Source organism: Saccharothrix isguenensis, from assembly GCF_052936305.1.
Genome location: NZ_CP193626.1, coordinates 4,456,374 through 4,476,456 on the forward strand (window position 1 = coordinate 4,456,374; position 20,083 = coordinate 4,476,456).

The following is a 20,083-nucleotide window of genomic DNA, read 5'->3' on the forward strand; positions in this document are numbered from 1 at the left end:
ACGTCCCGACCCCCGGCACGGTGTATCCCTTGTGGCGGAACGCCACTACACGTCGAGAGGGGTGTCCACAGTGGGGTACGGACTCGGTGTCGATCTCGGCACCACGTTCACGGCGGCAGCCGTGTCGGAGAAGACCGGCACGCGGATGCTGCCGCTGGGCCCCGACGTGGTCGCCCCCTCGGTGGTGTTCGCCGGCCCGGACGGGAAGCTGCTGACCGGTGTCGCCGCGGCCGGCCAAGCGTCGACGGACCCGACCCGGGTGTCCCGGGGGCACAAGCGCAGGCTCGGCGACCCGACGCCCATCGTCATCGGCGGCACGGCCTACTCGCCCGAGGCGCTGATGGCCGCGCAGCTCCGTGACGTCGTCGCCCTCGCCACCGCCCAGGAAGGCACGCCACCGGACACCATCGTCCTCACCTGCCCCGCGGTCTGGGGACCGTACCGCCGGGAACAGTTCGAGGAGGTGGTCCGCCTGGCCGGTCTGCCCGGCGCGCACATCGTCACCGAACCCGAAGCCGCAGCCACCCACTACACCGTCGAACGACGACTCGGCACCGGCGAGACCATCGCCGTCTACGACCTCGGCGGCGGCACCTTCGACGCCACCATCCTCCGCGCCACCACCACCGGCATGGAAATCCTCGGCACACCCGAAGGAATCGAACGACTCGGCGGCATCGACTTCGACGAAGCCCTCCTCTCCCACGTCGGCGGACCGGCCCTCACGGCCGACGCGGACGTGCTGCGAGCCCTGTGCGCGCAGGCGAAGGTCGGCCTGTCGAGCGAGCCCGACGTCACGGTCGCCGTCCCCACCGAGGACGGCACGCGGACCGTCACCGTCACCCGGCGGGAGTTCGACGAGATGATCCGGCCCTCGGTGGCGCAGACCATCGAGGTTCTGCGACGCACCCTCGTCTCGGCCGGGCTGGAACCGCGGCACCTGACCGGCGTGCTGCTCGCGGGCGGGTCGTCGCGCATCCCCCTCGTGCCCCAGATGGTGTCCGAGGCCTTCGGCAAGCCCGTCCGGGTCGGCCTGCACCCCAAGTTCACCGTCGCCCTCGGCGCGGCCGTGATCGCCCGGTCGGCCTCCGCGCCGGCGCGGTCCGTCACCGGCCCGGCCGCGAGACCCCGCCGGCTGGTGCCGGCCATGGCGGTCGCCGTGGTGGTGGCCGTGACCGCGGCAGTCGTCGTCCTGGCCGCGGGCGAGCCGCCGGATGACGCGAGGGCGGACGTCCCGGCTGCGGGTTCCACCACCACGTCGACCACCACCGGCTCCACGTCCGGTTCGACCACGACGGCCTCCACCACGACCACCGCGTCCACCACTGCTCCCGCCACCACCACCGCGCCGACCACGACCGCGCCCCCGGCGGTTCCCGCTCGGCAGTCGGTCATGGCGCGACCGGGCCTGGACGTGTACACCGGCCGTGACGGGGTGTCGTACCGCTCCATGCTCGCCACCTCCGTGGACGGCTGGGCGGGCACGTCCATCGGCGACGACCGCACGGCCGCGACCGGTTCGATCTCCGCCGCCCCCGACGGTCCGGGCGGTCTGCGGGTGAACTGGAGCGGCGCCGCGTCCGGACAGCTGTACCTCCAGCACACCGACGGCGGCTCCGACCTCGGCCCCTACGCCGACGGCGCCCTGGTCGTCGACATCGTCGTGCACCAGCCGCCGACCGCGACCACGGCTCTCTCCGTGCACTGCGGCTACCCGTGTGCGGCGGAGCTCGACGCCACCTCGCTCCTCCGACGCCTCCCGGTCGACGTCCAGCGGACGCTCAAGGTCCCGATCAAGTGCTTCACCGCCGCCGGGCTCGACGTGCGGAAGGTCACCACGCCGTTCCTCGTCGCCACCTCGGGCCGGTTGGACGCCACGTTCGGACACGTCCGGTGGGTCGCGGGGGCAGCGGGTGACCCGGACTCGACGCCGTGCGCCGACCTGGGCTGAGCCGATCCGCGGCACGGGTCCGGATCCCGACCGGTGCGAGGATGACGATGCGGTTGAACAGCCCGTCCTGTCGCACGTGCGGTGGGGCCGGTGGGTGTCGTCGATCGGAGGAGCCGTGTCGGAGTCGGGGCGCTTCCCCCTGCGGGTCCAGGTGTTGGGACCGGTACGGGCGTGGTCCGGCGAGCACGAGCTGCCGCTGGGCTCGAACCGCCGGCAGGCGGTGCTCGCGGTGCTCGCGGCGCAGCCCGGCCGACCGGTCCCCCGGCGGGCGTTGATCGCCGGCGTCTGGGGTGGCGAGGTCCCGCCGAGCGCGACGGGCAACCTCCACACGTACCTCTCGGGGTTGCGGCGGGCGCTGGGTCCGGCCCGCGACCTGCTGGTGTCGGACGCGCACGGCTACTCGCTGCGGCTGGACCGGGAGTCGCTGGACAGCGCCGTGTTCGACCGGTGCCGCCGGGAGGCCCGGCAGCGGCACGCGGCCGGTGACCTCCGCGGCGCGGTCGCGCTGCTGGACGAGGGTCTGGCGCTGTGGGCCGGTGAGGCGTACGCGGGGGTGCGCGGCCCGTTCGCCGAGCAGGCCCGCCGCCGGCTGGAGGGCGAGCGCCTCGAAGCGGTCGTCCTGCGTGCCCGGACCCGGCTGGAGCTGGGCGAGCACGCCGGTCTGGTCCCCGAGTTGACCGACCTGGTGCGCCGGCACCCGCTGGACGAGTCGCTGCACGAGCTGCTGATGCGCGCGCTGCACCGCGGCGGGCGGCACGCGGAGGCGCTGGAGGCGTTCCGCACGGCCCGCTCGGCGTTGGCGGCGGAGGGCGTGGAGCCGGGGCGCGACCTGCGCGACCTGCACCAGCTCATGCTGGCCGGCCCGTCGCAGCGCGACGTCGAGGTGCTTCGGGTCGGACCGCCGCGTGTCACGACCGGTGCGCTGTCGGGTCGCGCCGCGGAGCTGGCGGCGTTGACCGGCGCGCTGGACGGGGTGCTCGACGGCCGGGGACGGGCCGTGTGGGTCGAAGGGGAGTCGGGCATCGGCAAGTCGGCGCTGTTGACCGCCGCGCTGGTCCGGCCCGACGACCGCCCGCACCACCTGGCGTGGGCGGTCGCCGACGAGATGGGCGACCGGTTCCCGCTGGCGGCGGTGTTGGACGCGCTGGACGTCACCCCGAGGTCCCGTGACCGCAGGCGCGCGGAGCTGGCCGCGCGGTTGCGCGCCCCGGCGGCCCGGCAGGGCTGGAACCGCACGGCGCCGGTGGACGAGCTGCTCGGGTACGTGGCCGAGCTGTGCGCCACCGCGCCGCTGGTGCTGGTCGTGGACGACCTGCACCGGGTCGACGACGCCGGCCTGCTGTTCTGGGACCGGCTGGTGTCGGCCACCGGGCACCTGCCCCTGCTGCTGGTCGGCGCCACCAGGCCGACCGGGTCACGTGACCGGTTGGCCCGGCCGCGACGTGGCGTGGAGAACGGGAACGGTCTGCTGCTGCGGCTCGGACCTCTGCCCCAGGGCGATGTCGAGCACCTGGTCGGAGCGATGGTCGGCGCCACGCGAGGACCGGCGCTGCGGTCGCTGGCGTCGTCGGCGGCCGGGAACCCCCGGTACGCGGTGGAGGTCACCGGGATGGTGTGGCGCGACGGCGGCTTGCGGGTGGTCGACGGCGAGGCCCGACTGGACGACGGCGGCGCGCTCGACCGGCTCCGCGACGGCACGACCGTGCTGGACGACCTGTCCCAGGACGCCCGGGAAGTGCTGCGGTCCGCCGCGCTGCTGGGCGCCCGGTTCGCCGTCACGGATCTGGCGACGGTGACCGGGCGGTCCCCCGTGCACCTGCTGCGGGTGCTGGACGAGGCGGTCGCCGCGGGGTTGGTGGTCGTGTCCGAGGACCACTTGGCGTTCCGCCACCCGTTCGTGCGGTGGGCCGTGTACCGACGGGTGCCGCAGTCGCTCCGGACGGCGCTGCACCGCGAGGCCGCCGAGGCCCTGGCCGGCGCCCGCGCTCCCGTCGAGCGGATCGTGGAGCACCTGGAGTCCGCGACGGTGGACGCGTGGGTGGCCGGCTGGCTGGTGGCGCACCGCGAGGAGGCGGTGGAACGCGCGCCGCTGCCCACGATCGACCTGCTGCGCAGGCTCCTGGCCACCGGGCTGGTCGACGGGGCGGACCGGACCGCGCTGGCCATGGTGCTGCTCCGGGCGCTGTTCCGCCTCGGGCACGACCTGCGCGCGGAGGCCGCCGACGCGCTGGCCGGGGTCATCGGCCCCGACGACGCCGCCGAGGCACGCCACCTGCTCGCGCGCACCCGCCACCGCCAGGGCGACACGGCAGGCGCCGTCGCCGTGCTGGAGGCCGCCGTCCGGGTGCCCGGCACCTCGGCGATCTGGCGCATCCGGCACCACGCGTTGATCGCGGACCTGCACCGCGGCACCCTGGCGGATCCGGCCGATCTCGACGCCTGCGCCGAACGCGCCCACGGCCGGTCAACGGCCGCCGGCGACACCTGTGCCGCCGCGTACGCGTTGCAGAACAGGTGGTTCGCCGCATCGGTCCGCCGTGACCACGAGAGCGCGCTGCACCGCGTGGACGAGGCGCTGGCCCTGGTGGACGACGACCCCGCGCTGGCCCCGGCGCGGTGCGACCTGCTGGACAACCGCGCCTTCACGTTGCAGAACCTGGACCGGCTGGACGACGCGGCGCTCACCCTGCGCCGGGCGCGCCAGGTGATCGCCGACCACGGGCTGCCGGCCGGGATGGCGATCCCCTCGGCGGTGCTGCGCTACTGGTCGGGCGACTGGGAGGGCGCGCTGGTCGAGATGAGCGGGGTGAACAGCGACTCGCCGGGCACGGCGTTCTACGGCATCCGGGAAAGCGGGCCCGGCCGGGTCCTGCTGCACGGCCTGTCGGCGCTCATCTCGATCCGCCGTGACGAGTGGGACAACGCCCGGGTGCACCTCGACGCGGTCGAGTCGCCCACCGCGCTCACCGGGTCGGAGCGGGACAGCGCCGACTTCCTGCTCGTGGCCACCGCTCTGGCGGCCGAACGCCGGGGCGCGCCCGACGAAGCGGTCCGGCTGCTGACGCCCCTGCTGCGCCCGTGCGAAGCGCCGATGGTCCTGCGCCACCAGTGGCTCCCGCTCGTGGTGCGACTCGCGCTGGAGACCGGTGACGACGACGTGGCGCGCCGAGCCGTGGAGGTGGCCGAGGGCGAGGCCGCCGCGGAGGTGACCCCGGCCCGCGCCGCCGCGGCGTCGGCCCACTGCCGGGCGCTGGTCACGGGTGATGCGGAGGCGATCGCGGCCGTCGCCGACCACCACGGATCGGTCGGCCGCGTGGTGGAACGGCTGGCGGCGTTGGAAGACCTCGCGGCCACGGACCACGACCGCAGCGCCGAGGCTTCGGCCGAGGTGGAAGCGGGATACCGGCGCCTGGGCGCCCGCTGGGACCTGCGCCGCGTCCGACGTCGTCCCGGCTCGGGGGCCTAGCCGGGGAGCGGGCGCAGCCCGATCCCCCTGCTGCGCGCCAGTTCACCCGCCGCCGCCCGACCGCGTTCGCCCGGCACGCCGAGCACCGACAGCCGAACCCGGCGCAGCACGGCTCCGTCCAGCCGGTCCAGCAGGACCGACACCACCGTCCACACCTCGTCCGGCAGGGGTTCACCGGGATCTCCGACGGCGACCACCACCACCGCCGGGTCCACCGCCGCTCCGACGGGCACGGGGAACCCGGCCCGATCGGCCCGTCGCACCCACAGACCGCTGCGCATCACGCCGACCACCCAGCCGTCGGTCACCCGGAACACCCCAGGCCCGCAAGCGGAGAGGTCCGGGTGCGGCGCACGCCAGCGCAACGGCACCGCGGACCTCCCTCCTGCCAGGCACCGGATCTCCTGGAGGAACGGCGTCCACGCCGGCCGGCCGGCGGAGTGCAGCAGGAACTCGACGCGGCCGTCGCGCACGACGGGCCTCCCCTCCACCACCGTGACGGCGGTGCCGAGCATCCCGGCGACGGCACGTCCCAGCGCCACCACCTCCTGCCCGCTCCCGCACACCAGGCGTGCGGTCGCCGCCACTTCGACCGGCAGGGTCGCCAGGTACGCGGCGACGTCGTCGGCGCGGACCGGCGCGCCGCCCGGCACCCCCGCGACCACGGTGAGCCGACACGGGTCCGGCGGCACCGCGTGCCACTCCGAGCCGGACGCGGACACCCCGGGGCGCAGCAGCACCCCGGCCGGGATGTGCTCGACGACCAGGTCACCGTGGACGGCGGAGGACTCCGGCGGCGGCGACTCCTGCCACCGGGGCTCGGGATGCCGCGGCCCCAGGGCGCGGTCCGCCTCGCCCGGCGCGTACCGCGTCCACCGACCCCGCCCACCCGCCACGAACAGGGTGGTCCCGACCAGCGTGACGGCCCCGGACGGCACGAGCAGCGTCACGTCCGCACGTTCGGCCAGCCGACGCCACCAGGCCGGAGCGGCGTCCGGAAAGCCCTCGTCACCGACCAGACGCACCTCCCCGAACCCGCGCTCCGCCGCGGCGGTCACGACGTCGACCACCTTGTCGAGCACCTGGCGCCCGGTGACCACGACCGACGCCGGCACAGCGGGCAGCGCTCCCGCCAACTCCCGCAGCGCCGGGTCGCGGCGCCGGGCGGGGCGCACGACGACCGCCTCCCCGACCCGCTCCACCACGACGTCCCGCCCCGACGCGCGCAGACCCCGGCCCGCGCGGACCGGCGGCAGGACCGGGGTGGAGCGCACCCCCCGACGCGACACGCTCATGCGGCGTCGACCACTGGGCACATCTGGTCTCCTAGATGATTGATTCCAAGGGTTAGTGGTCGTAGGCGGTCAGGGAGCGCTTGATCGGCTGGTCGGTGTGGTCGTTGTGCCAGATGGCGGCGGTCAGGGCGAGGATGCGTTGCAGGACGCGGGCGATGACCCCGGTGGGTGTGCGTCCGCCGTGTCGTTCGAGGTCGAGTTGGGCTTTGAAGGTCTGGTTGATCGACTCGATGGTCTGGCGCAGTGGTTTGAACAGGGCTGCGCCGGGCCGTTCGGCTTCGCCTTTGCGTGCCGGGCGCAGCAGCCGGAGGCCGGTGTCGGCCAGGGCGTGTTCGAAGTCGCGGCCGTAGTACTGCCGGTCGGCGATCAGGACCTGGCCGGGACGCTCGACCGCGAGCGTCGGGTCGGCGTCGAGGATACCGAGCAGGGTGGTGCGTTCGTCGGCCTTCGCGCCGGTCAACGCGAAGGCGATCGGCAGGCCGCCCAGGGTGCAGACCAGGTGCAGCCGCAGGCCCCAGAAGAAGCGGGAGTGCGAAGCGCAGTAACCGTACTCGGCCCATCCGGCCAGGTCGGAGCGTCGCGTGGTCTCCCGCGACCGGCCGCACTCCACCGGCGTGGAGTCGACCACCCACACGTCGTCGGTCCACAGTGCGGTGTCGACGGCCAACAGCCGGATGACCGCCTTGACCAGGCCGGACGCCTTGCGCAGCCGCTTGTTGTAGCCGGGCTGTAGGGGCAGGTAGCGGAACAGATGCCTTAGATGCGCGCGGGCGTGGCGTAACCAGCGGGCCTCGGAGGTGAATCCGAGCAGGGCCTGCATCACCGCCAGGGTGACCAACTCCGCGTCGGTCAGGCGGGGTCGCAGGCCGACCTTCGGACGCCACGGCGCGAGGTGCGGCGCGTCCCTCAATAGGTCGTCGGTTCTGACATAGAGTGCGGTCGCGAGGGTGTCAATGTCGGTCGTCACAACCCGTACATCGACACCCTCGCCCCACATCTCCAGGTGCCTACCCCTTGGAATCAATCATCTAGACGGACAACGGATCACCGCCGCACGACGTCGCGGCGCACCACCGCGTGCGGGTTTCCGCCGAACATAGGTCAACCGGACGCCCTGATCGCCGCCCACAGCGGACTGTGCCCGTCGAGCGCCCGGGTTCTGCCCGAAGCGCCGAAGACGCGAGCGCCCCGTGCCCGATCGCGCGCCGTGCCCTGCCCGATGGATCCGATTCGCAGTGCTCCCGGCCACACCCCGTCCCGAACGAGGGGCGATGGCGCTACCGGACCGAGGTCGCCACCTGATGTTAATCTTGGCCGCGCACAAGGTAGTTACGCTCGGGCCCACCCCTCACCGCCTTGTCCGCCTTCGATCCCGGGGACGAGCCATGTCGCCTGCTGAGCCGTTGTCCGCGGAACTCCTCGGACCCGTGCGGGTGTTCCTGGGTGGAGCCGAAGTCGACCTGGGCGCCGCCCGCAGGCGGGCGGTCTTCGCCGTCCTCGCCCTGCGCGCCGGCCAACCGGTCCCGCTGGACGACCTGGTCGACGCCGTGTGGGGCGGCGAACCGCCGGCCAACGCCGAGGCGTCGATCTACACCTACATCTCCGGCCTGCGCAAACTGCTCGAACCGCACCGCTCGGCACGGTCGACTCCGGCGGTCCTCGTCTCCACCGGTTCCGGCTACTCCCTGCGGCTCGGCCCGGAGTCGACCGACGTGGCGCGCTTCGAGGCCCACCGGCGGCGCGCCGCGTCGATGGCCGCCGGCGCGGCGGTGAAGGAGCTGGACGAGGCGCTGGCGCTGTGGCGCGGTGAGGCGCTGGCCGGCGTGCCCGGCCGGTTCGCCCGAGCACAGCGCGCCCGGCTGGACGAACTGCGGCTCGTGACGGTGGAACGCCGTGCCGAATTGGCCCTGGAACTCGGGCGGCACGCGGAGGTCGTCTCCGACCTGACGACGCCGGCCGCCGAGCACCCGCTCCGCGAGGGCCTGCGGGCGCTGCTCATGACCGCCCTGCACGGCGCGGGCAGGCACGCCGAGGCGCTGGAGGTCTTCCGCGACACCCGGCGGCTGCTGGTGGACCAGCTGGGCATCGAGCCCGGCGCCGAGCTGCTCGCCGCGTACCAGCGGCTGCTCCAGGGCATGGTCGCGCCGGCCGCGCCGCTGCGCGCCACCATCCCGGTGCGCAAGCCGCCCGCGCCGCCGAGCGTCACCGGCCGGCAGCCCGAGCTGGACGTCGCGCGCCGGGCCGTGGACGACCTCGCGGCCGGGCGGGGCGGCAGCGTGTGGGTGGAGGGCGAGCCGGGACTGGGCAAGTCGGCGCTGCTGGCCGTGCTGCTCGCCGAGGCCGCGAGGCGGGGCCACCGGGTGGCGTGGGCGGAGGCCGACGAGCTGGGCATGAGGTTCCCGCTGCGGGTGCTGCTGGACTGCCTGGAGGTGACCACCACGTCGACGGACCCGCGGCGCGCGGAAGTCGCCGAGGCGCTGATCGCGGCGGGCGGGGCCGACCCCGAGCCGGAAGCCGTCGGCCGACTGGTCGACCTGGTCGCCGAGCTGTGCGACGACGGTCCGCTGGTGCTCGCGGTGGACGACCTGCACTGGGTGGACGGTGCGAGCGCCCTGGTGTGGCACCGGCTGGTGCGGCTGGCGCACCGCTTGCCGCTCCTGCTCGTCGGCACGTGTCGACCGGTGCCGCGCCGCGACGACCTGGACCGGGTGCGCGACGCCGTTCGCGGTTCCGGTGGCGAGGTGCTGCGGCTGGCGCCCTTGGCCGAGGAACACCTGGTGGAGCTGGTCGCGCGCCGACTGGCCGCCGAACCGTCCGAAGGCCTGCGCGGGCTGCTCGCGCAGGCCGGGGGCAACCCGTCGTACGCGATCAGCGCCGTGGACGACCTGCTGGGCCGGGACGTGGTGCGGGTGCGTGCCGGGATCGCCGACCTGGTGGACGAGGACGCCGACCGGACGTGGTCGGCCGACGCCGTGCCCGCGGACCGCCTGGACTTCCTGTCCGCTGACGCGATCGAGGTGCTGCGCACCGGGGCGCTGTTCGGCATGGAGTTCGCGATCGGCGACGTCGCCGTCGTGCTGGGCCGGGCGCCGTCGGACCTGGTCGCCGCGGTGCAGGAGGCGATGTCGGCGGGCGTGCTGGTCGAGTCGGGCGCGGAGTTCGCGTTCCGGTACCCGCTCGTGCGACACGGCCTGTACGAGGGCGTGCTGCCGCCGGTGCGCGCCGCGCTGCACCGGCAGGCCGCCGAGGCGCTGGCCGACGCGGGAGCGCCCGCCGTGCGGATCGCCCGCCACGTCGCCGCGTCCGTGCACGTCATGGACGCGTGGAGCGCGGCGTGGGTGGCGGACAACGTGCGCGAAGTGATGCTCGCCGATCAGGACCTGGCCGTCGCTCTCGTCACGTCCGCGGCCGACCGGCCGTCGCTGACCGAGGCGCAGCGCGACCGGTTGACGTCGTGGACGGCGTGGCTGAGGTTCTGGCAGGGCAAGCGGCCGGAGAGCGAGGCCAGGGCCGTGCTGGCCCGCACGAAGGACCCGCACCTGGCCGCCGAGATGCGGTGCGTGCTGGCGATGCTCCACCTCGGTGAGGGTCGGGTCGAGGCGGCGGCGGGCACGCTGCGGGTCGCCGTGGAGGACGAGGCCACGCCGGAGCCTTGCCGGACCAGGCAGGAGGCGCTGCTGGCCGACGTCCACCGGTCCGGGTTCGCCGACCTGGAGACCGCCGAGTGGTACGCGCACGACGCCATCAGCCGGGCCGAGCAGTCGGCCGACGGCTTCGCCATGAGCCACTCACTGCGGGTGCTGTGGCAGATCAGCACCGCCCGACGCGACCACGTGGAGGCGTTGGCGCAGGTCGACCTCGCGCTGACCATGATCGGCGATCCGCAGGACGTGCACGAGCTGCGACCCGTGCTGCTGGAGAACCGGGCGTTCTCGCTGCAGAACCTGGACCGGTTGGAGGAGGCGGGGCAGGCGCTGCGCGCGGCACGTGCGAGGGCGCGCCGGGGTCCGAGTGCGGCGTTCCTGCGGGCGGGCACCGCGGTGCACGAGTTCTGGACCGGTCGGTGGGACGACGCGCTGACCGGGGTCGGTCACGTCGCCGACGTGGTGAACCACCTCGGCATGCAGGGCCACGGCGCGGCGCTGCTGGTGCCGGGCCTGGCGGCGCTGATCGAGGCGCGGCGGGACCGGTTCGACGAGGCGCGGTCGCACCTGCTGACGGTGGCGGAGCAGCCGATGGTGCTGGTGGCCGACCAGGAGCACGCGGACTTCCTGCTCGTCGCGCGGGCGTTCGTCGCCGAGTGCGGTGGCGCGGACGTGGCCGAGGTGTTCGGCCACCTGGAGCCCTTGCTCGTCGACCGGCCGGGCCACGTGACGCTGCGGCACCAGTGGATGCCCAACGCGGTGCGGTCGGCCCTGTCGGCGGGTGCGCGGGACCTGGCCGAGCGCGCCCACCGGGTGTGCGTGGACGAGGCGGCCCGTGAACGGGTGCCCGCGCGGGCGTTCGCGGCCGAGGCGCGCAGCCGGGGCTTGCTGCTGTCCGACCCGGAGCCGCTGCGGGCCGCCGTGGCGCGGTACCGGATGGTCGGGCGGCCGGTGGAGTTGGCCGAGGCGCTGGAGGACCTGGCCGTGGTGCTGGCAGCCGCCGGAGCCCGGGTCGAGGCCCAGGACGCGCTGAGGGAGGCGGTCGACGGGTACACGGCGTTCGGTGCGGTGCGCGACGTGCAGCGGGCCGTGCGACGGGTGCGGTGACGGCCCGCCCGCCACCCGCTGCCCGTCACCCGCTGCCCGTCACCCGCTGCCCGTCACCCGTCACCCGTCACCCGTCACCGGCGAGCAGGAACCCGGTTCGCCCAGCCCGCCACTTCGTCCTGCGTCGCGCGGCGGACGTGGTCGGCGTTGAACCCGGCCAGGCAGGTCCGCCGCTTCACGTCGTCTCCGGCGCACCGGTGCCGGGCGGCGCCGCGAACGCCATCGGCTCGGCGGGCAGGTCGGGCAGGACGTACCAGCACTCGCCGGTCTCGGCCGAGGCCAGCGCGGACTCGAACGCGGTGACGACGGCGGCCACGTCCAGGACGGTCAGCCCCAGGTCGCCGATCATGGCGCGGAACCCGTCGATGATCGAGGTCTCCGCGAAGCCGGGGCACAGCGCGGTGATCCGGATGCCCTCGTGCGCCACCAGCGGCGCGTACGACCGCACGTAGTTGACGACAGCCGCCTTGGTCGCGCCGTACACCGGGTCGAACGGCACCGGGACCAGCCCGGCCAGACTCGACATCGCCACGATCGTGCCGCCACCACGGGCCCTCAGCGCCGGCACGACCGCCTCGATCCCGAAGACGACGCCATCGACGTTCGTGGCGACAACGCGCCGGTACCGCGCCGCGTCGAACCCCTCACCGCCGGTCACCACACCGGCGTTCAGGCAGGCGACGTCGAGCCCGCCGAACCGGCCGACAGCCACGTCGACAGCGACCCGGACGGCGTCCGGATCCGTGACGTCGCACGAGGTGAACACCCCGCCGACGTCCTCCGCGACCGCCTCGCCGCGCTCCACGTCCACATCGGCCACCACGACGCTCGCCCCGCGGTCCGCCAACCGCCGCGCGATGGCCGCGCCCAACCCGTTCGCCGCACCGGTGACCAGCGCGACCTTGCCGGCGTACTCGTTGTCGCCCATCCGACGTCCTCCTGGTCCGATCCCTGTGAACCGGGATCCTGGCCGGCCACGACCCGTCCGGCAACGCACAACCACACCCCCGTCCCCTCCGCGCCCCACAGCTGCCCGAACAGGCGACGTCGGGACGGCCTCGGGTGAATCGGCCCACAGAACACCGCTCGACGTGCGGTTCTGCCGGTCCCGTTCGGACACTGGAGGGGTGAGCCCCCAACCGCTGATCTCGCCGACCCGCATCTACGTGGAGCCGGCAGCCGCCGACCTGCCGCGTGGGCGTGAGGTGCTCGACCGCTTCCCCGACGCGGAGCGGGTGCGGGTCGACAGCCACTGGAACATCCCCGAGCTGCACGGCGACGAGGCCAACGCCCGCCGTTGGGTGCGCATCAAGCAGGAGGCCTTGGTGCTCGGGGTGAAGAAGTCGCTGAGCGCGCGGCCCAACGGGCGGTCGGCCCACTTCATCGCCCCGTCCACGGCCAACGGGTGCGCCATGGCCTGCGCGTACTGCTACGTGCCCCGGCGCAAGGGCTACTCGAACCCGATCACGGTGTTCGCGAACATCGAGAAGATCACCGGGTACCTCACCCGGCACGTCGCGCGGCAGGGTCCGATGACCGAGCCCGGCCAGGTGGACGACCACGCGTGGGTGTACGACATCGGGGAGAACTCCGACGCTTCCGTGGACGCCCTCATCAGCGACAACGTGCGCGACCTGGTGCACCTGTTCCGCGACCTGCCCACCGCCAAGGCGTCCTTCGCGACCAAGTACGTCAACCGGGACTTGCTGGACTGGGAACCGCGGGGCCGTACGCGCGTGCGGTTCTCCCTGATGCCCGAACGCGCCGCGAAGCTCCTCGACATCCGCACCAGCCCGATCTCCGAACGCCTCGCCGCCCTGGACGACTTCCGCGCCGCCGGGTACGAGGTGCACGTCAACCTCAGCCCGGTCGTCGTGCACGACGGCTGGTTGCAGGACTGGCGCGAACTGCTGGAGGCGCTGGGCGACGCGATCTCCCCCGCGACCCGCGACCAACTGGCCGCGGAGATCATCATGCTCACCCACAACCAGGCGCTGCACGAGGTGAACCTCCGCTGGCACCCGCGCGCCGAGGACGCCCTGTGGCGACCCGACCTCCAGGAGCCCAAGCGAAGCGAAGGCGGCGGTGTCAACGTCCGCTACCGGCGTGGCCTCAAGAGCAGCCTGCTGGACGAACTGCTGAACCTGATCACCCACCACGCACCGTACCTCCGCGTTCGGTACGCCTTCTGAGACCGGGCCCGGCTGAAGCCGTGAAGGCTCGCACCTCTTCCCCCATCACCCGGTCCCGCTGGACCCGCATACCGCGAGCGGGCCGCTGCGACCGCAGTTCGCTTCCGACCTCTCGACTTGGCCGCTGCACACGCTCGGCTGCACGTTCGACAACCCCGACCTCGTCAACCGGGTTCTCGGGTACTGCTCCTGCCAACCATTCCCCACCGTGGAGACGCGCGACTGACCGACGTGCAGACAGCCGGCGCAACCGGCCGGACGATTCCACGAGTGCTATTCACACCGGCCCGGCGGCGCGTCGGGAGTGGTCCTGCTCAATTCTCGTGAGATCACGATCCGTGGCCCGGAGTCGACAGTCTCCGGGCCACGGAGGTGGAGCTGCCAAGACCAGGACGGCGGTGTGGCCGCGTGGCCGTCGACCACGCCTTGGACCCCGACGCCCTCGTGGTCTCAAAGCCCTCGACCTACGACAGCCCGCCGACGCGTTCGATCGCGTCGGTGGTGGTGGGACACCAACCAGGATCGTGCGTCCGGCGGTCACAGTGCCGGTCTTCTCCAGCAGCGCGAGTCGGCGTGGCGAGACCCAGGGCGCCCGGGGCAAGCACTGATCAGCACCGCCACGGCGGCACGGGAAGCAGCCGACACCCCTCCATCGGCACCTAGTGCCGCATCAGGCAACGTTCGCCCTGTTGACGACTGCGCGTAGGTGTTCGTCCTGGGCGTGTTTGTTTCGCCAGATGATGTAGCGGCGGATCATGCTGCCCTGCTCTTTGTGGCTGGGGTGGTCGGTGCCGTCGAGGGTGAAGTAGCGCAGGGCCGTGAACTGGGCCTCGATGCGGTTGAGCCACGACGAGTTGGTCGGGGTGTAGGCGATCTCGACGTTGTTGGCCTCGGCCCACTCGCCCACGCGCCGGTCGACCCTGGTGGTCAGGTGCGGGGCGTAGTTGTCGCACACGATCGCCAGGCGGACCGTCGGCGGGTGCAGCGTGCGCAGGTAGCGGCAGAACTCCAGGAACTTCGTCCGGTTCTTGGTTTTCTTGATGTGGCCGTAGAGCTTGTCCGCGGCCAGGTCGTAGGCGGCGAACAGGTGCCGGACCCCGTGCGGGCGGGTGTAGGTCGCCCGCCGCCGTGGTCTGGGCCCGCGGTCGGGGTCCTTGTGCCTGCCGCCGCGTTCGGTCCACTGCCGGCCGGGATGGGGCTGGAGGTTGAGCGGCCCGAACTCGTCCAGGCAGAACACCACCTCCGGTTCGCCCGCCTCGGGGACGACCTCGCCGTCGGCGATCGCATACAGGTGTTCCACCCGTGCCTTCTTCGCCTCGTAGTCCGGGTCGCGGGAGGTCTTCCAGGTCTTCACGCGTTGAAAGGTGACGCCTTCCTCGCGGAGCAGGATGCGCAGGCCCTCGTGGCTGATGTCGTCGACCACCCCCTCGGCGACCAGGAAGTCGGCCAGTTTGGCCAGGCTCCAGGTCGAGAACGGCAGGCCGTGCTCGACCGGCCCGGACTTGGCGATCTTCTTGATCTCGCGGCGCTCGGGCAGCGTGAACGTCTTCGGCCGGCCGCCCTTGTACTTCGGATACAGCGAGTCGAAACCGTCGGTGTTGAAGTTGTGGATCACGTCCCGGACCCGGTCCGCGCTGGTGAACGTCACATCGGCGATCCTCGCCACCGGCATGCCCTGCGCGGACAACAGCACCATCTGCGCCCGCCGCCAGGTCACCACCGACCCGGTACCCCGGCGGACGATCCGTAGCAGGCGCCTGCCCTCGCCGTCATCGATCTCGCGGACACGTACCCGATCTGCCACTCACCCAGCCTGACGGACACGCACCGCCCGGAACAGGACCCGAGCGGCGTGTCAGGTCAGGGCGAACGTTGCCTGATGCGGCACTAGGCAGAAGGCGAGTGTGCCGATGGCCAGGGCGATCACGTCCGCACGACCACCCCAGAGATGCGGCCGGCCAAGCGCTGGGTCTCGGCCTCGCCGTTCTGTGCGTCCACAGCCGGCTTGGCCAGTGCCGTCGGTGCGCTGGACGGCGAGGTTTAACGACGTCATGCCGGGTGTGCCGGGGAGTCAACGTGGCTGCCGCAGACCAGGACAACCAGCGGTGTCTTTGCGCCATCCGAGCCTGTGCGCCGATTTCGAGCACCAGTGGACTTCCGGCACGGACGCAGATCAGGCCGAGTGGACGCGGATGTACCGCCGAGCGGCCGACACACTTGCCTCTGAATAGCGACCCGGATAGTTCGGCGTTGACCGTCGGATGAACAGAACTGCGGCCGTTCAGGCGACAACTCCGGTAACACGCTGTAGTTCCGTTGCCGACGCACCACGGTACCCATCGACGCGAAGTCACCCACGTTGAAGTCATGGGTGACTTCGCTCCGCTCTGCGGACGCTGCGCGCTACTCGTTGATGAGCTGCTCACGCAGGATGTCGGCGTGCCCGCAGTGCTGAGCGAGTTCCCGCAACACGTGGAGGTACACCCAGCGCAGCGGGAGCGGGCCGCGTCGGTTGCCGCGGACCGTGTCGTCCAGTCCCAAGGACGACGTCGCGTGGCGGGATGCCTCGCATGCGGCGCGGTGTTCTCGCCGGACGGTGGCGATGGTGTCGTCGTCGTCGAGGACGAACGACTCGTCCGGTGTCGCGGGGATGCCGATTTCAGCACGCGCGCGGCAGGTGACGGCTTCGTCGAACCAGACCTTCTCGACGAAGGTCGCGTGCTTCACCAAACCCAGCAGCGTGGTCCGGGAGGGCACCAGCGATCGGCGCACCTGTTCCTCGGTGAGCCCGTCCAGGCAGCGGTCGAGGGTACTGCGGTGCTCGTCGAGGAACACCTCGAACTGGGCACGAAGAGGCTGGTCCACAACGTTCTCGGCGGACGCCGCTGGGGATGCAGGCATGTGCGAAGCATCTCAAACCGGTCCCAGGAGCACCCACATCGGCAGAAGCGAACGTTCGCCGGCACTTGGCCTGCGGCGTGGCGAACGGACGCAGTGCCTGGTGGACGGTCCTGCCCCGAGGCAGTCACCGCGAAGAACGTCACGTCGACCGTGGTCGAGTCACCGACGAGGACGTCACGCGAACGGCTCCACGGCAGCTCCGTCGCGCCACGTCACGCACTCCGGGCCGTCGCGCGCCGATCACCGGAAAGCAGACGATCGGGGGTTTCATCCGGGTGGCCGCTCCTCCTAGCGTCGAAGTCAATCGGAAACCCTGCTCCCGGCTGCCCCTGCGGTCCGGGATTTCCGGTGAGGAGCGCACCACCATGAGAATTCTGCGAATGGCGGGGCTGGCCGTGCTCACGGTCGCCGTGGCCGGGTTGTCGATGACGACGGCGTCCGCGCACGACCCCGACACACCCGAAGGACAGGCGGCGGTCCGCGCGTTCATGGCCGACCACCGCCCGGCCGAACGGCACGCCGTGGTCGGCACCGCGGCCGGTGTGCCGTGCGTGAACGGCAAAGCCGACATCTACCCCTGCAAGAACGTGGACCTGCTCAGCGTGCTGCCGTTGTCCGGCATCGGCGGTGGCAACGGCAACGACATCTGGGGCTGGACCGACCCGTCCTCCGGCAAGGAGTACGCCATCGTCGGCCGCACCAACGGCACCGCGTTCGTCGACGTGAGCACGCCCACCTCACCCAGGTACCTGGGCAACCTGCCATCCAACGGCGGCAGCAGCAGTTGGCGCGACATGAAGGTCTACAAGAACCACGCGTTCATCGTGGCGGACGCCATCAGCGGCCACGGGATGCAGGTGTTCGACCTGACCCGGCTGCGCACCATCACCACGCCGCAGACGTTCTCGGTGGACGCGCTGTACCGGGAGTTCGGCCCGGCGCACAACATCGCGATCAACGAGGAAACCGGTTTCGCCTACGCGATCGGCTCCAACACCTGCAGCGGCGGACCGCACATCGTCGACATCCGGACCCCGAAGTCGCCGACCAGGGCCGGCTGCGTGCCCCAGGACGGCTACACGCACGACACCCAGTGCGTCGTCTACCGCGGTCCGGACTCGGCGTACGTCGGCAAGGAGATCTGCTTCAACTCCAACGAGGACACGTTGACGATCGTCGATGTGAGCAACAAGGCCACGCCGGTGCAGATCTCGCGCAAGTCGTACTCCGGCGCGCAGTACTCGCACCAGGGCTGGCTGACCGAGGACCAGCGCTACTTCCTGATGGACGACGAGCTGGACGAGTCGCGCGGCACCGACAAGCGCACCAAGACCTACATCTGGGACCTGGCCAGCCTGCGCGCCCCGGTGCACACCGGCACCTACAACTCCCCGGCCACCGCGATCGACCACAACCAGTACATCAAGGGCGGGTACTCGTACCAGGCCAACTACCAGGCGGGCCTGCGCATCCTGGACGTCGGCAGGGTCGCCTCGGCGCAGTTGAGCGAGGTCGGGTACTTCGACATCTACCCCTCCGGCGACACCGCGAGGTTCAACGGGGCGTGGAGCAACTACCCGTACTTCGCCAGCGGCATCGTGATCGTCAGCGGCATCGAGCAGGGCTTGGTGGTCGTCAAGCCCAACCTCGGTGGCGCCGAGCCGCCGCCGGGCGCGAGGTTCGAGAACACCGCCAACGTGAACATCCCCGACAACGGCGCGGCGGTCACCTCCGAGGTCACCGTGACCGGTGTGCCGGGCAACGCCCCGCCGGCGCTGAAGGTGGACGTCGACATCAAGCACACCTACCGGGGCGACCTGGTCGTCGACCTCGTCGCACCGGACGGGACCGCGTACCGGTTGAAGGGTTCGAGCTCGGACTCGGCCGACAACGTGCTCACCACCTACACGGTGGACGCCTCGGCCGAGGTGGCGAACGGTGCTTGGAAGTTGAGGGTGCAGGACGTCTACAGCGCCGACACCGGCTACATCGACGCCTGGGGCCTCCAGTTCTGAGGTGAAGCCCGGTGCGTGGTGGACAGCGCCGTCCACCACGCACCGGGTCCGCTGCCGTCCCGCCGGACGTGAGGAGTGACGATGCGCGACCTGCGCTTCACCGACTGGGTGTTCGTCGTCGTGGCCGTGGTGATCGTCGTAGCGGGGGCGCTGACGTTGTTCCGAGCCACGCCCACCCCCTCGCACTACGCGCACCAAGGGGCCGCACCCGCCGACATGGTGCCCGCCGCCCACAGCGACGGCCTGTCGGAAACGGAGAGCGGCTACCGGTTCGAACGGGTCACAGTGCCGTCCGCCCGGGGCCCGGCCATGCCGGTCGCGTTCCGCATCCTCGGGCCGGACGGGCAGCCCGAGACCCTCTTCCTGGACAACCAGACCAAGCAGGTGCACTTCTTCGTCATCCGCGACGACTTGCACGTGTTCCAGCACGTGCACCCGACGCTGGTCGGCGACACGTGGCACACCACGGTCACGCTGGAGGACGGCGGCGCCTACCGGATGTTCGCCGAGTTCGTCCCGCTCGACACGGAGGACCCCCGGCACCCGGTGGTGCTCGGCGTCCCGTTCAGCGTGCCCGGTGACACCACCCTGGCGCCGGTCCCCGCGCCTGCTGCCGAAGCGGTGACCAGCGGCGGGTTCACGGTGACCCGCGTGGACGAACCCTCGCAGCCCCAGCGGATGCGACCGCAGACACTGCGCTTCTCCATCCGGACCCCCGACGGTGCCCCGGTCCGCGCACTGGAACCGCACCTGGGCGCCCACGGACACATGACGGGGTTCCACACCATGCTGCTGTCGGCCACGCACCTGCACCCGGTCGAACCGCTGGGTGCGCCGCTGGTGGACGGCGAGTTGACGTTCCAGGCGGCGTTCGCCGACTTCGGCGAGTACCGGCTGTTCCTGGAGTTCGCGCACGGTGGAGTAGTGCACACCGCCGCGTTCACCATCGCGGTGACGTGATCCGCTGAGCCGATCGGTGGGCAGGTACACCGATCCGGAACCAACCGGTTGAGCCGAACCGGTCATCCTGGGAACGAATCGATCCGGTGCGGTGTCCCAGGCGCAGTAGCTTGGCCCGATCGCCACGTCGCCGGAGGCGAGCGGATGACCGGTCCGTTGGCCAACGCGCAGCGCTTGGTGGACGACTGGGAGCGCGACGCGGAGGAGAACGCCGCCCGCTACGAGTCGATGCGGCAGGAGGTCGAGCGGATCTCCACCACCGCGTCGGCCGCTGGTGGTGCGGTGAGCGCGACCGTCGGCCTGAACGGCATCCCCAGTGCGGTGACGATGACCGAGGGGGTGTACGCCGACGCCGACCTGTTCGACCTGGTCACCGCCTGGCAGCTGCTCCCCGTCACACCCGCCACCCGCGCTGCGACCGTCCCCGGCCCCGCACTCCCGCTCACCGCTATTGGCTCGCTCCGGACGCTCCACCCCCTTGTGCCGCTACGACGACTCACCCGGCTCCACCGCCCACCGCCGACCCCGACCTTCCCGACGACGACTTCCGCA

Annotated in this window: 12 protein-coding genes; 6 read left to right on the forward strand and 6 right to left on the reverse strand. The window is 72.3% G+C overall.

The genetic code is table 11. The features are described from left to right. Positions 1-70 precede the first annotated feature (70 nt). Together ACRAKI_RS20040 and ACRAKI_RS20045 are read left to right on the forward strand one after the other, a co-directional pair. The gene (locus tag ACRAKI_RS20040; RefSeq protein ID WP_447002034.1) at positions 71-1,951 is read left to right on the forward strand and encodes an Hsp70 family protein; all 1,881 of its coding nucleotides are present in this window, start codon (positions 71-73) and stop codon (positions 1,949-1,951) included. A 115-nt stretch (positions 1,952-2,066) separates the two neighbouring features. Further along, the gene (locus ACRAKI_RS20045) at positions 2,067-5,417 is read left to right on the forward strand and encodes a BTAD domain-containing putative transcriptional regulator (RefSeq protein WP_447002035.1); all 3,351 of its coding nucleotides are present in this window, start codon (positions 2,067-2,069) and stop codon (positions 5,415-5,417) included. On the opposite strand, the gene ACRAKI_RS20050 is transcribed toward ACRAKI_RS20045, so the two are convergent. Both ACRAKI_RS20050 and ACRAKI_RS20055 read right to left on the reverse strand, forming a co-directional pair. After that, positions 5,414-6,712 carry a hypothetical protein gene (locus ACRAKI_RS20050; RefSeq protein ID WP_447002036.1) on the reverse strand — a complete coding sequence of 433 codons (1,299 nt, stop codon included), beginning with the start codon at positions 6,710-6,712 and terminating at the stop codon, positions 5,414-5,416. The genes ACRAKI_RS20045 and ACRAKI_RS20050 overlap by 4 nt on opposite strands. Positions 6,713-6,764: 52 nt before the next feature. After that, entirely contained in the window at positions 6,765-7,679 is a 915-nt protein-coding gene (locus ACRAKI_RS20055) for an IS982 family transposase (RefSeq protein WP_447002037.1), read from the reverse strand. A gap of 418 nt (positions 7,680-8,097) precedes the next feature. On the opposite strand from ACRAKI_RS20055, the gene ACRAKI_RS20060 reads away from it, so the two are divergent. Then, complete coding sequence (locus tag ACRAKI_RS20060) at positions 8,098-11,463, forward strand: BTAD domain-containing putative transcriptional regulator (protein ID WP_447002038.1); 3,366 nt, start codon at positions 8,098-8,100, stop codon at positions 11,461-11,463. Between the two features lie 175 nt (positions 11,464-11,638). Here ACRAKI_RS20060 and ACRAKI_RS20065 read toward each other — a convergent pair whose 3' ends face one another. Beyond that, the gene (locus ACRAKI_RS20065) at positions 11,639-12,391 is read right to left on the reverse strand and encodes an SDR family oxidoreductase (protein ID WP_447002039.1); all 753 of its coding nucleotides are present in this window, start codon (positions 12,389-12,391) and stop codon (positions 11,639-11,641) included. 199 nt (positions 12,392-12,590) lie between these two features. Between ACRAKI_RS20065 and ACRAKI_RS20070 the strand changes: the two genes are divergently transcribed. Continuing rightward, a complete protein-coding gene (locus ACRAKI_RS20070; RefSeq protein WP_447002040.1) occupies positions 12,591-13,655 on the forward strand; it encodes a spore photoproduct lyase family protein in 1,065 nt (354 codons plus the stop codon). Positions 13,656-14,325: 670 nt separating this feature from the next. Here ACRAKI_RS20070 and ACRAKI_RS20075 read toward each other — a convergent pair. Together ACRAKI_RS20075 and ACRAKI_RS20080 are read right to left on the reverse strand one after the other, a co-directional pair. After that, a complete protein-coding gene (locus ACRAKI_RS20075) occupies positions 14,326-15,459 on the reverse strand; it encodes an IS630 family transposase (protein WP_447001894.1) in 1,134 nt (377 codons plus the stop codon). Between the two features lie 599 nt (positions 15,460-16,058). Continuing rightward, positions 16,059-16,556, reverse strand: coding sequence for a DinB family protein (locus tag ACRAKI_RS20080; RefSeq protein WP_447002041.1), 498 nt, complete (start codon positions 16,554-16,556; stop codon positions 16,059-16,061). Positions 16,557-16,921: 365 nt separating this feature from the next. Here ACRAKI_RS20080 and ACRAKI_RS20085 point away from each other — a divergent pair, with 365 nt between their 5' ends. Next, the gene (locus ACRAKI_RS20085; protein ID WP_447002042.1) at positions 16,922-18,571 is read left to right on the forward strand and encodes a choice-of-anchor B family protein; all 1,650 of its coding nucleotides are present in this window, start codon (positions 16,922-16,924) and stop codon (positions 18,569-18,571) included. An 81-nt stretch (positions 18,572-18,652) separates the two neighbouring features. Next, on the forward strand, positions 18,653-19,531 hold the full coding sequence (locus ACRAKI_RS20090; protein ID WP_447002043.1) for a hypothetical protein: 879 nt from the start codon (positions 18,653-18,655) through the stop codon (positions 19,529-19,531). Between the two features lie 218 nt (positions 19,532-19,749). On the opposite strand, the gene ACRAKI_RS20095 is transcribed toward ACRAKI_RS20090, so the two are convergent. After that, entirely contained in the window at positions 19,750-19,929 is a 180-nt protein-coding gene (locus tag ACRAKI_RS20095) for a hypothetical protein (protein WP_447002044.1), read from the reverse strand. Between the last annotated feature and the right edge of the window lie 154 nt (positions 19,930-20,083).

Bases quoted from the DNA above. Each gene is read 5' to 3' on its own strand.
- ACRAKI_RS20060 (WP_447002038.1), top strand. From the start codon at position 8,098: ATGTCGCCTGCTGAGCCGTTGTCCGCGGAACTCCTCGGACCCGTGCGG.
- ACRAKI_RS20090 (WP_447002043.1), top strand. From the start codon at position 18,653: ATGCGCGACCTGCGCTTCACCGACTGGGTGTTCGTCGTCGTGGCCGTG.
- ACRAKI_RS20085 (WP_447002042.1), top strand. From the start codon at position 16,922: ATGAGAATTCTGCGAATGGCGGGGCTGGCCGTGCTCACGGTCGCCGTG.
- ACRAKI_RS20080 (WP_447002041.1), bottom strand. From the start codon at position 16,556: ATGCCTGCATCCCCAGCGGCGTCCGCCGAGAACGTTGTGGACCAGCCT.
- ACRAKI_RS20065 (WP_447002039.1), bottom strand. From the start codon at position 12,391: ATGGGCGACAACGAGTACGCCGGCAAGGTCGCGCTGGTCACCGGTGCG.
- ACRAKI_RS20050 (WP_447002036.1), bottom strand. From the start codon at position 6,712: ATGAGCGTGTCGCGTCGGGGGGTGCGCTCCACCCCGGTCCTGCCGCCG.